The 14,721-nt window shown below is 69.1% G+C and carries 12 protein-coding genes; 4 read left to right on the forward strand and 8 right to left on the reverse strand.

What is annotated here, in order from left to right:
- Positions 1–21: 21 nt before the first annotated feature.
- Both FY549_RS14670 and FY549_RS14675 read right to left on the reverse strand, forming a co-directional pair.
- Positions 22–1,362, reverse strand: coding sequence for a class II 3-deoxy-7-phosphoheptulonate synthase (locus FY549_RS14670; protein WP_029989865.1), 1,341 nt, complete (start codon positions 1,360–1,362; stop codon positions 22–24).
- A 47-nt stretch (positions 1,363–1,409) separates the two neighbouring features.
- Complete coding sequence (locus FY549_RS14675; protein WP_149086134.1) at positions 1,410–2,099, reverse strand: lysophospholipid acyltransferase family protein; 690 nt, start codon at positions 2,097–2,099, stop codon at positions 1,410–1,412.
- Positions 2,100–2,251: 152 nt separating this feature from the next.
- Between FY549_RS14675 and FY549_RS14680 the strand changes: the two genes are divergently transcribed.
- Positions 2,252–4,084: an AMP-dependent synthetase/ligase gene (locus tag FY549_RS14680; RefSeq protein ID WP_149085671.1), complete on the forward strand. Its 1,833-nt coding sequence runs from the start codon at positions 2,252–2,254 to the stop codon at positions 4,082–4,084.
- Between the two features lie 92 nt (positions 4,085–4,176).
- Here the strand turns inward: FY549_RS14680 and def are convergent, their stop codons facing one another.
- The 3 genes from def to FY549_RS14695 all read right to left on the reverse strand — a co-directional run bounded on the left by def (position 4,177) and on the right by FY549_RS14695 (position 9,718).
- Positions 4,177–4,668 (reverse strand): peptide deformylase, encoded by a 492-nt coding sequence (def, locus tag FY549_RS14685; RefSeq protein ID WP_149085672.1) that lies wholly within the window; start codon positions 4,666–4,668, stop codon positions 4,177–4,179.
- Positions 4,668–6,245, reverse strand: coding sequence for a MinD/ParA family protein (locus FY549_RS14690; protein WP_187614881.1), 1,578 nt, complete (start codon positions 6,243–6,245; stop codon positions 4,668–4,670). The genes def and FY549_RS14690 overlap by 1 nt, the downstream gene beginning before the upstream one ends.
- A 65-nt stretch (positions 6,246–6,310) precedes the next feature.
- A complete protein-coding gene (locus FY549_RS14695) occupies positions 6,311–9,718 on the reverse strand; it encodes a pyruvate carboxylase (RefSeq protein ID WP_149085673.1) in 3,408 nt (1,135 codons plus the stop codon).
- 92 nt (positions 9,719–9,810) lie between these two features.
- Between FY549_RS14695 and FY549_RS14700 the strand changes: the two genes are divergently transcribed.
- The gene (locus FY549_RS14700) at positions 9,811–10,623 is read left to right on the forward strand and encodes a ParA family protein (protein ID WP_149085674.1); all 813 of its coding nucleotides are present in this window, start codon (positions 9,811–9,813) and stop codon (positions 10,621–10,623) included.
- A gap of 64 nt (positions 10,624–10,687) precedes the next feature.
- Here FY549_RS14700 and FY549_RS14705 read toward each other — a convergent pair whose 3' ends face one another.
- The 3 genes from FY549_RS14705 to FY549_RS14715 all read right to left on the reverse strand — a co-directional run bounded on the left by FY549_RS14705 (position 10,688) and on the right by FY549_RS14715 (position 12,504).
- Positions 10,688–11,233: a MerR family transcriptional regulator gene (locus FY549_RS14705; RefSeq protein WP_149085675.1), complete on the reverse strand. Its 546-nt coding sequence runs from the start codon at positions 11,231–11,233 to the stop codon at positions 10,688–10,690.
- Between the two features lie 99 nt (positions 11,234–11,332).
- On the reverse strand, positions 11,333–12,019 hold the full coding sequence (locus FY549_RS14710; protein ID WP_149085676.1) for a MerR family transcriptional regulator: 687 nt from the start codon (positions 12,017–12,019) through the stop codon (positions 11,333–11,335).
- Positions 12,019–12,504 (reverse strand): FHA domain-containing protein, encoded by a 486-nt coding sequence (locus tag FY549_RS14715; protein ID WP_149085677.1) that lies wholly within the window; start codon positions 12,502–12,504, stop codon positions 12,019–12,021. The genes FY549_RS14710 and FY549_RS14715 overlap by 1 nt, the downstream gene beginning before the upstream one ends.
- Positions 12,505–12,604: 100 nt before the next feature.
- Between FY549_RS14715 and FY549_RS14720 the strand changes: the two genes are divergently transcribed.
- Both FY549_RS14720 and lpdA read left to right on the forward strand, forming a co-directional pair.
- On the forward strand, positions 12,605–13,261 hold the full coding sequence (locus FY549_RS14720) for a copper resistance protein CopC (RefSeq protein WP_149085678.1): 657 nt from the start codon (positions 12,605–12,607) through the stop codon (positions 13,259–13,261).
- Between the two features lie 9 nt (positions 13,262–13,270).
- Positions 13,271–14,668 carry a dihydrolipoyl dehydrogenase gene (gene lpdA, locus FY549_RS14725; RefSeq protein WP_149085679.1) on the forward strand — a complete coding sequence of 466 codons (1,398 nt, stop codon included), beginning with the start codon at positions 13,271–13,273 and terminating at the stop codon, positions 14,666–14,668.
- Positions 14,669–14,721: the final 53 nt, after the last annotated feature.

The raw sequence follows: 14,721 nt of genomic DNA on the forward strand, positions 1-14,721 counted from the left end.
TTCGTGCTTCCTCCCCGCGGATCAGCGCTTCTCGAGCTCCTCGGCCACGAGGAACGCCAGCTCCAGGGACTGCATGTGGTTCAGGCGCGGGTCGCACAGGCTCTCATACCGCGTCGCGAGGGCCGCCTCGTCGATCTGCTCCGACCCACCGAGGCACTCGGTGACGTCATCTCCGGTGAGCTCGACGTGGATGCCGCCGGGGAACGTGCCCACCGCGCGATGCGCCTCGAAGAACCCGCGGACCTCATCGACCACGTCGTCGAAACGGCGCGTCTTGTAGCCGGTCGGGGTGGTGATGCCGTTGCCGTGCATGGGGTCGGTGACCCACAGCGGCTGCGCCCCCGACTCCCGGACCGCCTCCAGCAGCGGCGGCAGTGCATCGCGGATGCGGCCGGCCCCCATGCGCGTGATGAAGGTCAGGCGCCCGGGTTCGCGCTCCGGGTCCAGCTTGTCGATCAGCGCGAGCGCGGTCTCCGGCGTCGTGGTGGGGCCGAGCTTCACGCCGATCGGGTTGCGGATCTTGGAGAAGTAGTCGACGTGCGCGCCGTCGAGCTCACGCGTCCGCTCCCCGATCCACAGGAAGTGGGCCGAGGTGTTGTACGGGGTGTCCGTGCGCGAGTCGATGCGCGTCATCGGGCGCTCGTAGTCCATGAGCAGACCCTCGTGACCGGTGAAGAACTCGACGCGCTTGAGTTCGTCGAAGTCCGCGCCGGCGGCCTCCATGAACTTGATCGCGCGATCGATCTCGGCAGCCATGCGCTCGTACCGCTGGTTCGCCGGGTTCTGCGCGAAGCCCTTGTTCCAGGAGTGCACCTCGCGGAGGTCGGCGAAACCACCCTGCGTGAACGCCCGGATGAGGTTCAGCGTCGATGCGGCAGTGTGGTACCCCTGCAGGAGACGGCCGGGGTCGGCCTGACGCGAGCCCTCGGTGAAGTCGTAGCCGTTGACGATGTCGCCGCGGTACGCGGGGAGGGTGACCTCGCCGCGCGTCTCGGTGTCGCTGGAGCGCGGCTTGGCGAACTGGCCGGCCATGCGCCCCATCTTGACGACCGGCATGGACGCGCCATACGTGAGCACGACGGCCATCTGCAGCACCGTCTTGATGCGGTTGCGGATCTGCTCGGCGGTCGCGCCGGCGAAGGTCTCGGCGCAGTCCCCGCCCTGCAGGAGGAAGGCCTGGCCCGAGGCTGCCCGGGCGAGACGGTCGCGAAGGTTGTCGACCTCGCCGGCGAAGACCAGCGGCGGGAGGCTCGAGATCTGTCGGGAGACGTCGGCGACGCGGTCGGCGTCAGGCCACTGCGGCTGCTGCTTGATGGGGAGCGAGCGCCAGGCATCAAGGGCTTCGATGTGGTGCGGGAGCATGCGTCAAGCCTAGTGGGACCAGGTACCTCCCAGATGCGCCGCGGGTGCTATGTGACGCGGGCCGGAAGGCGGTCTTTGACGGTCGACGCGTAGACGTCCTCGTACTCCTGCTGGCCGAGGCGCTGGAGCGCCACCATGATCTCGTCGGTGACGGACCGCAGGATGTAGCGGTCGTTCTCCATGCCCGCGTAGCGGGAGAAGTCGAGGGGCTCGCCGATGACGATCCCCACCCGCATGACACGCGGAATTCGGCGTCCGATGGGCATGGCCGTGTCGGTGTCCACCATGATGACCGGGATGACGGGGACCTTGGCCTCGAGCGCCATGCGCGCGATGCCGGTGCGGCCTCGGTAGAGCTTGCCGTCGGGGCTGCGTGTGCCCTCAGGGTAGATGCCGAGGAGGTCGCCGCCGCCGAGCACCTGCAGTCCGGTGTTGAGCGAGGCCTCGGAGGCCTTGCCACCGGAGCGGTCGATGGGGAGCTGGCCCGTCGCCTTCATGAAGAAGCGGGTCGACCAGCCCTTCAGACCCCGACCGGTGAAGTAGTCGCTCTTCGCAAGGAACGACATCGGCCGGTCGATCATGAGGGGCAGGAAGATCGAGTCGGCGAAGGACAGATGGTTGCTGGCGAGGATCGCGGCCCCCGTCGCGGGCACGTTCTTCCGCCCCACGATCCAGGGACGGAATACGGCCTTGACCACGGGGCCGATCACGACGTATTTCATCAGCCAGTAGAACATCGAGGTGCAGTCTAGCGCCGTGCCGTCGATCGCCTCCAGGTTCGCCACCACGGGTCCACGCCACGCGACTGAGTTTCACCCTGACCGCGACCCGGTGCCATGCTTTAGACTCGGACCAACGCCCGTGCCCGACCGGTACCGAAGGAGCTGCCGTGGTCCAGTTTGAAGTCCCCGCGATCGTCCCCGCCGATCCCGACGCGAACGTCGCCGACCTGCTCGCCAAGCGCGTCGAGGCGACCCCCGACCGGGCGCTGTTCTCCGTCCCGCAGGGTGACGGATGGCGTGACATCTCCGCCGCCGACTTCGAGACCGCGGTCATCGCCCTGGCGAAGGGCTTCGCCGCCGCCGGTATCCAGCCCGGGGAGAAGGTGGGCTTCCTCGCCCGCACCACCTACGAATGGAGCCTCGTCGACTTCGCGCTCTTCTACGCCGGCGCCGTCATGGTGCCGATCTACGAGACCAGCTCCCCCTCGCAGATCCAGTGGATCCTCGAGGACTCCGGCGCCATCGCCCTCATCGTCGAGTCGGCCGAGCACTTCGCCCGCGTCGACGAAGTGCGCGGCGACCTCCCGCTCCTCCGCGAGGTCTGGCAGTTGCACCTCGGGGCTATTGACACGCTCACCGCGCAGGGTGCCTCGGTGTCCGACGAGGAGATTCAGCGTCGCCGGAACCTCGCCGTCGGCTCCGACATCGCGACCCTCATCTACACCTCGGGCTCGACCGGCCGACCGAAGGGCTGCGTGCTCACCCACAGCAACTTCGTCGAGCTGTCCCGCAACTCCGCGAAGGCCCTCGACGAGGTCGTGCAGACGCCCGGCTCCTCGACGCTGCTCTTCATCACCACGGCGCACGTGTTCGCCCGGTTCATCTCCATCCTCAACGTGCACGCCGGTGTCCGCACCGGTCACCAGCCCGACACCCGCCAGCTCCTCCCCGCCCTCGGATCGTTCAAGCCCACCTTCCTCCTCGCGGTCCCGCGCGTCTTCGAGAAGGTCTACAACTCCGCCGAGCAGAAGGCCGAGGCGGGCGGCAAGGGCAAGATCTTCCGCGCAGCCGCCGACGTCGCGATCGAGCACTCTCGCCTTCTCGAGGAGGGCAAGAAGATCCCGTTCGGCACGAAGCTCAAGTTCGCCCTGTTCAACAAGCTCGTATACTCCAAGCTCCGCGAGGCGATGGGCGGCAACGTGGTCTACGCCGTGTCCGGCTCCGCTCCCCTCGGCGCACGCCTCGGTCACTTCTTCCACAGCCTGGGCGTCGTGATCCTCGAGGGCTATGGACTCACCGAGACGACCGCACCGGCGACCGTGAACCTGGCCACGAAGTCGAAGATCGGCACCGTCGGACCCGCCCTTCCCGGCGTCGGGGTTCGCCTCGCCGACGACGGCGAGATCGAGGTGCGTGGCATCAACGTGTTCAAGGAATACTGGAACAACCCCGAGGCCACCGCCGAGGCCTTCAGCGACGGCGGCTGGTTCCACACCGGCGACATCGGCAGCTTCGACGCCGACGGCTTCCTCACGATCACCGGCCGCAAGAAGGAGATCATCGTCACGGCCGGCGGGAAGAACGTCGCCCCCGCCGCGCTCGAGGACCCGATCCGCGCGAACCCGATCGTGGGTCAGGTCGTCGTCGTCGGCGACCAGCGCCCCTTCATCTCGGCCCTCATCACCCTCGACCCGGAGATGCTGCCGACCTGGCTCGCCAACAACGGACTCGACGAGAAGATGACCCTGGCCCAGGCATCCACGAACGCGCAGGTCCGCGCCGAGGTGCAGCGCGCGGTCGACGCGGCCAACGAGCGGGTGTCGCGCGCCGAGTCGATCCGCAAGTTCACGATCCTCGACTCGGAGTGGACGGAGTCCTCCGGTCACCTCACCCCGAAGCTGTCGATCAAGCGGAACATCATCATGAACGACTTCGCCGACGAGATCGCCGCGATCTACGACGAGCCCGTGGCGACGACCAACGTCGCGATCGGGGGCTGACCGGTTCGCCGACCCCACCCCCTTCTGACCGAACCGGCCCCTTGCGCTCGTGCGCAGGGGGCCGGTTCGTACGAAAAGGGGTGGGTCGGCGGCTAGAACCAAGAGCTCTCGCGGACCTCGCGCATCGCGACCTTCCTGGTCTCCGGGTCGAGCCGGGAGAGGAAGAGCTTGCCGTCGAGGTGGTCGGTCTCGTGCTGCAGCGCCTGGGCGAGCAGGCCCTCGCCCTCGAGCACGACGGGCCGCCCGTCGAGGTCGATCCCCTCGACGCGGGCCCAGGGGTGGCGCAAGGCGTCGTGCCACAGCCCCGGCACGGACAGGCAGCCCTCCCCCGTCGGCTGCGGCTCGCCGCGCACCTCGGTCAGTACCGGGTTGAGCACGTAGCCGATCTCGCCATCGACGTTGTAACTGAAGGCACGAAGGGCGACACCAATCTGCGGGGCGGCCACGCCGGCGCGCCCCGGCAGCTCGACCGTCTCCAGCAGATCGGTGACGAGAGCGCGCACGCCGTCGTCGATCCGTTCGATCGGAGCGCACACGGTGCGCAGGACCGGGTCGCCGAAGATCCGGATCTCGCGAACCGTCATCAGGCGGCCTTCGCCCGGAGGCCCTCGACCAGGAGCGCGGCGAGTTCACGCGCTGCCTTCCTCGTCTCGGGGAGCAGATTGGCGAACACGATGGTGCCCCCTGCGGCGATCTGGGGGTCGTACGGCACCCGCACGACGCGGCGCGCGCGCGTCGCGAAGTGCGCCTCGAGCTCGCCGAGGCGGACCAGGGGTGTGCCGGGTGTCGACTGGTTGAGCACCACGATCGCCTCCCGCGCCTGCTGGGCGTATCCGTTGGTCTCCAGCCAGGTGAGGGTCTCGGAGGCCAACCGGGCCTCGTCGACGCTGAGCCCGGAGACGATGACGATCTGGTCGGCCAGGTCGAGAGTCGCGGACATCACCGAATGGACGATGCCGGTGCCGGTGTCCGTGAGAACGAGCGAGTAGTAGTGGGCAGCGACATCGGCGACGTCGCGGTAGTCGCTGTCGCTGAACGCCTCGGCCACGCGCGGGTCCGCATCCGACGCGAGCACATCGAGCCGGGTCGCGTCGCGCGCCACGATCGCGGAGATGTCGTGATAGCCGCGCACGTCTTCGCGGATGCGGACGAGGTCGCGGACGGACTTGCCGTGCTGCGGGCGCTGCACCCGGTCGGCGAGGGTGCCGCGGTCGGGGTTCGCGTCCACCGCAATGACGCGATCCTCTCTGGCGTCCGCGAGCGCCATGCCGAGCAAGGCGGTGACCGCGGTCTTCCCCACTCCGCCCTTGCGCGAGAGCACCGGCACGAACCGGGCGCCGCCGGCGAGGGGGGCGGCGATCCGCGCCGTGAGCTCCTTCCGCTCGCGTGCCCGGCGGCCGTCGCCGATGTTGAGCCGTCGACCGGACAGCGTGTACAGCAGGTGACTCCATCCGCCTTCGGGCTCGGGCTTGGCCACGCGGTGCGGGTCGAGGAGGCGGTCGGGTGTGAGCAGGTCGGCGGATTCGCGCGCGGACTCCCCCAGCTCGCCGAGGCGCTTGGAGGTCAGCGTCACGTCGGTGCGCGGCGCAGGGCGCGCTGTGACAGGGGCGACGGGCTTCGAGTCGGCTTCGGGCATGGTGTTCTCCTTCTGCACGGGCGTCCGGGGAGCGTGAGCCGAGTCGTCGACGGACGACGCGGCACGGTCGGCACCGGCCTTCGCGAGGAACAGCGCGGCGGCGGCTTCCTCTTCCGCCGTCGCCTCCGCACGGAAGCCGGAGGTCTCCGCGCGCGGTGCGGGCGGCTCGTCGACGACGACCACCGCGTCGACGACGTCCTCGGAGGTGGAGAGGACACCGCCGTCATCGACGACCGGTCGCTCCGTCGCCGTCCCGTCGATCGTCGTCACCTCGAGGACGGAGGCCTCGGCGGCTGTGACCGACGTGGGCACGGCGGGGAAAGCGAGGTCCTCGACGAGGTCGCCGAGCACCTCCCCCTCCACCACGCCGTCGTCCGCGAGGTCGTCGTCCTCCTCCGTCGGAAGAGCCACCCGTACCTGCGCAGTTCCGCCGAGGATTCCGATGCCGGCGGTGTCCACCGACGCGGCGTCGTCCAACACCCCCAGCGAACCGTCGTCCGGGTCGTCGTTGTTCTTGGCGGTCACCTGTCACTCCAAACCTGTGCGAGCCTCGGGATGCGCCCAGGGTGCGCGGCCTCGCCCGCACAAGATTAGTGCGCGGGTCGGATCACGACCAAAAGATCGCCTGCGTCCACCTGCTGCGTCTCGGCGATGGCGTGCCGCTCCACGACCCCGTCAACGGGTGCCGTGATGGCGGCCTCCATCTTCATGGCCTCGATCGACGCGACCGGCTCGCCCGCGCGTACCGTCGCCCCCACCTCCGCCTTGAGGGTGACCACTCCCGAGAACGGCGCTGCCACCTGGCCGGGCACGGACGTGTCCGCCTTCTCCACCTCGTGCGCTTCGACCGCGACCGAGCGGTCCCGCACGAACACCGGGCGGAGCTGGCCGTTCAGCGTCGTCATCACGGTCCGCATGCCCTTGTCGTCAGCCTCGCCGATCGCCTCGAGCCCGACATAGAGCTGCACGCCTCGATCGATCTCGATGAGGTGCTCCTGACCGGGAACCAGCCCGTACAGGTAGTCGCTCGTGTCGAGCACGGACAGATCGCCGTACTGCTCCCGGCGGTCGGCGAACTCCGCTGTCGGCGCCGGGAAGAGCAGGGTGTTCAGGCGTCCGCGACGTTGTGTGCTGGTGCCCGCCAACTCCGCTTCGTCCTCGGTGGTGAGCGCCGTCAGCCCGCTGCGTACGGAGCGACCCGCGAGGACCTTGGTGCGGAACGGCTCGGGCCAGCCCCCGGGGAGGTCACCGAGCTCACCCGCCATGAAGCCGACCACGGAGTCGGGCACGTCGTACTTCTCCGGGTTCGCCTCGAAGTCGGCGGGGTCGGCCTTCACCGCGGCGAGATGCAGCGCGAGGTCGCCGACGACCTTCGACGACGGCGTGACCTTCGGCACACGCCCCAGGATGCGGTCGGCCGCGGCGTACATGTCCTCGATGAGCTCGAAGTCGTCCGCGAGCCCGAGCGCCTTGGCCTGCTGCCTCAGGTTCGAGAGCTGACCCCCGGGGATCTCGTGGTGGTAGACGCGTCCCGTGGGTCCGGGGAGTCCCGACTCGAAAGGCGCGTACTGACGACGAACGGCCTCCCAGTACGGTTCCAGGTCGGAGACCGCCGCCAGCGAGATGCCGCTGTCGCGTTCCGTGTGGGCGAGGGCGGCCACGAGGGAGGACAGGGAAGGCTGGCTGGTCGTGCCGGACAGGGGCGCGGAGGCGGCGTCCACGGCGTCCACGCCGGCAGCGCTGGCCGCGAGCAGGGTCGCGAGTTGGCCCCCCGGAGTGTCGTGGGTGTGCAGGTGCACGGGGAGGTCGAAGCGCTCGCGCAGCGCCGAGACGAGCTTCGCCGCGGCCGCGGGGCGCAGCAGCCCCGCCATGTCCTTGATCGCGAGGATGTGGGCGCCAGCGGCGACGATCTGGTCCGCCAGCCCGAGGTAGTAGTCGAGGGTGTAGAGCTCTTCGGCGGGGTCCAGCAGATCGCCGGTGTAGCACAGCGCGACCTCCGCCACGGCCGTCCCGGTGGCGCGGACGGCCTCGATCGCCGGCCGCATCTGCTCCACGTCGTTGAGGGCATCGAAGATGCGGAAGATGTCCACGCCGCTCTTCGCGGCCTCCGCCACGAAAGCCTCGGTCACGGCTGTCGGGTACGGCGTGTAGCCGACCGTGTTCCGGCCACGCAGGAGCATCTGGATGGCGACGTTCGGCAGAGCGGCCCGCAGTTTGTCGAGCCGCTCCCACGGGTCCTCTCCGAGGAAGCGCAGGGCGACGTCGTAGGTGGCCCCGCCCCATGCCTCGACCGACAGCAGCTCCGGCGTGAGACGCGCGAGGTACGGCGCGGCGGCGACGAGGTCTTTCGTGCGCACCCGGGTCGCGAGAAGCGACTGGTGTGCGTCGCGGAACGTCGTGTCGGTGATCGCCAGAGCGGTCTGCGCGCGAAGACCGCGGGCGAAGGCCTCGGGGCCGACCTCGAGCAACCGCTGCCGAGACCCCGGCGCGGGCTCGGCGGTCAGGTCGATGCCGGGGAGCTTGGCTGCCGGGTCGATGACGCCGGGATGAGCCCCGTGCGGCTTGTTCACGGTCACGTCGACGAGCCAGTTCAAGATCTTCGTGCCGCGGTCCTTCGAGACCCGACCGCGGAGCAGCTCGGGGCGCTCGTCGATGAAGGACGTGCTGATGTCGCCGCGGATGAAGGCTTCGTCCTCCAGCAGCGCCTGGAGGAAGGGGATGTTCGTGGAGACCCCTCGAATGCGGAACTCCGCGAGTGCACGGCGCGCACGCGCCACGGCCGCGGGGAAGTCCCGCCCGCGGCAGGTCAGCTTCGCCAGCATCGAGTCGAAGTGCGGGCTGATCTGCGCCCCCTGATGGACCGTGCCGCCGTCGAGACGGATGCCGGCCCCTCCCGGCGAGCGGTAGGTCGTGATCTTGCCGGTGTCGGGACGGAACCCCTGCGTGGGGTCCTCCGTGGTGATGCGGCACTGCAGTGCGGCACCACGAAGATGCAGGTCGTCCTGCTGCAGTCCGAGTTCGGCCAACGATCGTCCCGCAGCGATACGCATCTGGCTCTGCACGAGGTCGACGTCGGTGACCTCCTCGGTCACGGTGTGCTCGACCTGGATCCGCGGGTTCATCTCGATGAAGACGACCTCGCCCGCCCGCTCCCCCGCCGTCTCCAGCAGGAACTCCACGGTTCCGGCGTTCTCGTAGCCGATGGAACGGGCGAAGGCGACGGCGTAGCCGTGCAGCGCCCGCCGCACGTCGTCGTCGAGGTTGGGGGCGGGGGCGATCTCGACGACCTTCTGGTGCCGCCGCTGGACGGAGCAGTCCCGTTCGAACAGGTGCACCGTCTCGCCGCTCTTGTCCGCGAGGACCTGCACCTCGATGTGCCGCGGCCGCACGACGGCCTGCTCGAGGAACATGCGCGGGTCGCCGAACGCGCTGCCGGCCTCCCGCATCGCCTCGGCAAGGGCCGGCCCGAGCTCGCCCAGCGTCTCGACGCGCCGCATCCCGCGGCCGCCACCACCCGCGACCGCCTTGGCGAACAGCGGGAAGCCGATCTCCTCCGCCTGCGCGACGAGCGCGTCGACGTCGTCGGAGGCCTCGGTCGATCGGAGTACCGGGACACCGGCCTCGACGGCGTGGCGCTTGGCCTCGACCTTGTTTCCGGCCATCTCCAGCACCTTCGCGGGAGGTCCGATGAAGACGATGCCGTTGGCCGCGGCCTTCTCCGCCAGCTCGGGGTTCTCGGAGAGGAAGCCGTACCCCGGGTAGATGGCGTCGGCGCCGGATTCCATGGCGACGCGGATGATCTCGTCGACGTCGAGGTAGGCGCGGACGGGGTGGCCGCGCTCGCCGATCTCGTACGCCTCATCGGCCTTGAGTCGATGGACCGAGCCGCGGTCCTCGTGCGGGAAGACGGCGACGGTGCGCGCCCCCACCTCCACGGCCGCTCGGAATGCCCGGATCGCGATCTCGCCGCGATTCGCCACAAGGATCTTCTGGAACATGCACACCTCTGAGAGCTCGATGCACGGCCGAAGCACGCACATGGGGCGGGGCTGAGTGTTCCCCCAGCCTAGGGGAAGGTAACGTGGAGTCCGTGCACGTACTCAGCGTCAGCTCTCTCAAGGGGGGCGTCGGCAAGACGACCGTGACACTCGGGCTGGCCTCCGCGGCTTTCGCTCGGGGTGTCCGGACGCTCGTCGTCGACCTCGACCCGCAGTCCGATGTCTCCACCGGGATGGACATCCAGGTCGCCGGACGACTCAACGTCGCCGATGTTCTGGCGAACCCGAAGGAGAAGACCGTCCGTCAGGCGATCACCTCCAGCGGTTGGGCGAAGGTCCACCCCGGCACCATCGACGTCCTGATCGGGAGCCCATCCGCCATCAACTTCGACGGCCCGCACCCGAGCGTCCGCGACGTGTGGAAGCTCGAGGAGGCTCTGGCGGCGGTCGAGGCGGACTACGACCTCGTGCTCATCGACTGCGCCCCCTCGCTGAATGCGCTGACCCGGACCGCGTGGGCGGCCAGCGACCGCGTCATGGTCGTCACCGAGCCGGGCCTCTTCTCGGTGGCCGCAGCCGACCGCGCCCTCCGCGCGATCGAGGAGATCCGTCGCGGCCTCTCCCCTCGCCTCCAGCCGCTGGGCATCGTCGTCAACCGCGTGCGTCCGCAGTCGATCGAGCACCAGTTCCGCATCAAGGAACTGCGGGACATGTTCGGCCCCCTCGTCCTCTCCCCCCAGCTTCCCGAGCGCACGTCGCTGCAGCAGGCGCAGGGCGCGGCGAAGCCGCTGCACATCTGGCCCGGTGACTCCGCCCAGGAGCTCGCCGCCGACTTCGACCAGCTCCTGGACCGGATCATCCGCACCGGACGCATCCCCGTCCCGGAGAACGGGCCGCAGAGCTGACGCCACGGAACGACGAAACGGCCATCCTCGTGGAGGGTGGCCGTTCTTCGTGGAGTGGGAGTCGTCAGGCGGTGCGCTTGGCGCGGCGCGCCGAGAGCTCGTCGACCGGATCCGGTGCAGTCGGGTCGAACGCGACGAGCGTCGACTCCACCTCGCGGAGGACCTTTCCGACCGCGATGCCGAACACGCCCTGACCGCGGCTGACGAGGTCGATCACCTCGTCGTTGGACGTGCACAGGTAGACCGAGGCGCCGTCGCTCATGAGCGTCGTCCCCGCAAGGTCGCGGATACCGGCGCGGCGGAGCTCGTCCACCGCGGTACGGATCTGCTGCAGGGAGATGCCCGTGTCGAGCAGACTCTTCACGAGCTTGAGCACGAGGATGTCGCGGAAGCCGTAGAGGCGCTGCGACCCTGAACCGTTCGCGCCCCGCACCGTGGGCACGACGAGCTCGGTGCGGGCCCAGTAGTCGAGCTGCCGATAGGTGATGCCGGCCGCACGGGCGGCCACTGCGCCCCGGTATCCGACCTCATCGTCCATCGCGGGCAGGCCGTCGGTGAAGAGGAGTTCGGTCACGAACCGCGGGTCGCCTGCGAGCTCATCCGCATTCATCTGAAATCCTCCCTGGAACGGTTATCTCCACGGTAGAGCAGGGTCCGGGCACCGGCAACGACATCCATGCGACGCCGAAGGTGTGTCGCAATCAGTTCGTTACGAAAGGATGCGCGTGAGCGCGTCCTTCACGAACAGCGTCCGCACGTCGTCGATCCTCTTGGCCAGCTCAGGCGCCAGCTCGTTGGCCCGCGCCCGTGAGGCGGCGTCCGTCCGACGCAGCAGCGTCGACAGGGACGACTCGATGAGCGAGACCTCCCGCTCCGCTCCCTGCCGCAATGCCCGGAGGTGACGCGGCTCGATGCCGTGCCGGTCGAGAGCCACGAGCCCGCGCAGCAGCGCCACGGTGGACTCCGGATACGTCTCCTGTGCGGTGATGACGCCCGTGCTGATCGCGTCGTTGAGCAGCTGCGGTCCCGCTCCGGCGGCGGCCAGGAGCTCCTCCCGACGATAACGACGCGGCGCGGGCGCGATCGATGGCGGCGGTGCGAGGGCGGCGGTCTCCCCCGAAGCCTCCGCCTCGTCGAGCTGCTCGCGGATCACGCTGAGGGGAAGGTAGTGGTCCCGCTGCAGCGTGAGGCCCAGCCGCAGCCGCTCGATGTCGGCGGGTGAGAACTTCCGATAGCCGGACTCCGTACGCGAGGGCCGGACGATGCCCTGCACTTCGAGGAACCGCAGCTTGCTAGAGGTCAGGTCGGGGAACTCCGGAGTGAGGCGGGCGAGCACCTGACCGATGCTCAGCAGGCCCGCGGACGACGAGCGTTCGCGGGCGGGAGTCGCCGCCATCAGGCGTTCGCCGCTGTGCGATCGAGCGGTGACGCGAAGAAGTTCAGCCGGAACTTGCCGACGCGCAGTTCGGAGCCGTCCACCAGGGGGCTGCGGTCGACGCGCTCCCCGTTCACATAGGTGCCGTTGAGGGAGCGCTGGTCGATGATCTCGAACGTCGTTCCGGTCCGGGTGATCTCCGCGTGACGGCGCGACACCGTGACATCGTCGAAGAAGATGTCGGCCTCGGGATGACGACCGACCGTCGTGACGTCGGTGTCCAGCAGGTAGCGGGCGCCGGCGAGCGCACCGGAACGGACGAGCAGCAGCGCGGAGCCCGAGGGCAACGCCGCGATGGCCGACTGCTCGACATCGGTCAACTCCACGCCGAACGGCACGAAGGACAGATCGGAATCGTGCCCGAACGTCTGCGTCACATCGTGTCTCGGCTCGCCGGAGCGATGGATGGCGGCTTCACCGGCCGGTCGGCTGTCGCTGTCTGTCACTGTGCCCTCCTGACTGTCCAGACTATCCGATCCGGAGGGCCGCGCGGGAGGCGGCTTTCGTACTCAGCGGCCACATACTGACGATTCATAGGGTGGAGCCGTGAAGACCAAAGCCCAGCGCCGTCCCGTCGCCCCGATCGTCCTCGCGGCCAGCCTCCTCGCCGCCTTCCTCGTGTTCTTCTCCCCGCTGTCCGCATCCGCCCACGACGCGCTCCTGTCGTCGTCGCCCGCGGCCGACAGCACGGTGGAGACACTCCCCTCCTCACTCACGCTCACCTTCAACGCCCAGCTGATCGACGGCGAGCGTGCGACAGAACTCGTCGTCACCGATCCGACCGGCGCCTCGGTGATCGACGGGTCCCCCTCCGTCGAGGGGGCCATCGTGACCCAGCCGCTGCGCGGCTCGGGCCCGGCGGGCGAGTACCGCGTGGTGTGGAAGGTCGTCTCGAGCGATGGTCACCCGACCTCCGGTGAGTTCTCCTTCACCGTCACGGTCGGCGACGAGGAGGCGACGACGGAGGAGCCCAGCGCCGTCCCGACGACGGCCGCCCCGACGGCGGAGCAGACCGCGACTCCCGAGGCCACCCCGACCAGCGGGTCGGAGAGCGAGGACGGCAGCACCGAGGCCGCGCCGGCCTGGGTCTGGGTGATCGCGATCGTCGTCGCGCTCCTCGTGCTGGGCGTCGTCGTCTGGCTGGTCCTGCGCAGTCGACGAGGAGGCGCCGGCCCCGGTTCCGGCACCCCCTCGGAGCGATAGGCTTAAGGCATGCCACACTACGACGTCGTCATCCTTGGTGCAGGTCCTGGCGGATACGTCGCTGCGGTTCGCAGCGCGCAGCTCGGTCTGTCCACCGCCATCATCGAGGAGAAGTACTGGGGTGGTGTCTGCCTCAACGTCGGCTGCATCCCTTCCAAGGCGCTTCTGAAGAACGCGGAGATCGCGCACACGCTGAACCACAAGGCCGACTTCTTCGGCATCTCCGGAGAGTTCACGATCGACTACGGCAAGGCGTTCGACCGCAGCCGCGTGGTCGCGGACGGCCGGGTCAAGGGCATCCACTTCCTCATGAAGAAGAACAAGGTGACCGAGTACGACGGCCGCGGCACCTTCACGGGCCCGAAGGCGATCTCCGTCGCGAAGTCGGACGGCTCCACCGAGGAGGTCACCTTCGACAACGTGATCATCGCGACCGGCTCCAAGGTCCGCCTGCTCCCCGGCGTGCAGCTCAGCGACAACGTCGTGACCTATGAGGAGCAGATCCTCTCCCGTGAGCTGCCGAAGTCGATCGTCATCGTCGGCGCCGGCGCCATCGGCATGGAGTTCGCGTACGTCATGACGAACTACGGCGTCAAGGTCACGATCATCGAGTTCCTCGACCGGGCCCTCCCCAACGAGGACGCCGACGTGTCGAAGGAGATCACCAAGCAGTACAAGAACTACGGCGTCGACATCCTCACCTCCACGAAGGTCGAGTCGGTCGTCGACAACGGCTCCTCGGTGACCGTCTCCTACACCGGCAAGGACGGCCAGCAGGCGTCGATCGAGGCCGACAAGGTGCTCATGTCGGTCGGGTTCGCCCCGAACGTCGAGGGCTTCGGGCTCGAGAAGACGGGCGTGAAGCTCACCGAGCGCGGTGCGATCGACATCGACGACCACATGCGCACGAACGTCGAGGGCATCTACGCCATCGGTGACGTCACCGCCAAGCTGCAGCTCGCGCACGTGGCCGAGGCGCAGGGCGTCGTGGCCGCCGAGACCATCGGCGGTGCCGAGACCATGACGCTGGGCGACTACCGGATGATGCCGCGGGCGACCTTCTGCTCGCCGCAGGTGGCGTCCTTCGGTCTCACCGAGCAGCAGGCGAAGGACGAGGGCCGCGAGATCAAGGTCGCGACCTTCCCGTTCATGGCCAACGGCAAGGCGCACGGCCTCGGCGAGCCGGTCGGCTTCGTCAAGCTCATCGCCGACGCCGAGCACCTGGAGCTCATCGGCGCGCACATGATCGGCCCCGACGTCTCGGAGCTGCTGCCGGAGCTCACGCTGGCGCAGAAGTGGGACCTCACGGCTCTCGAGCTGGCTCGCAACGTCCACACGCACCCGACGCTGTCGGAGGCGCTGCAGGAGGGCTTCCACGGCCTCGCCGGCCACATGATCAACTTCTGATCCTTCACCTCGACGAAGGCCCGGTTCCGCACATCGCGGACCGGGCCTTCGCC

This window comes from Microbacterium sp. 1S1 (assembly GCF_008271365.1).
Lineage (GTDB): Bacteria > Actinomycetota > Actinomycetes > Actinomycetales > Microbacteriaceae > Microbacterium.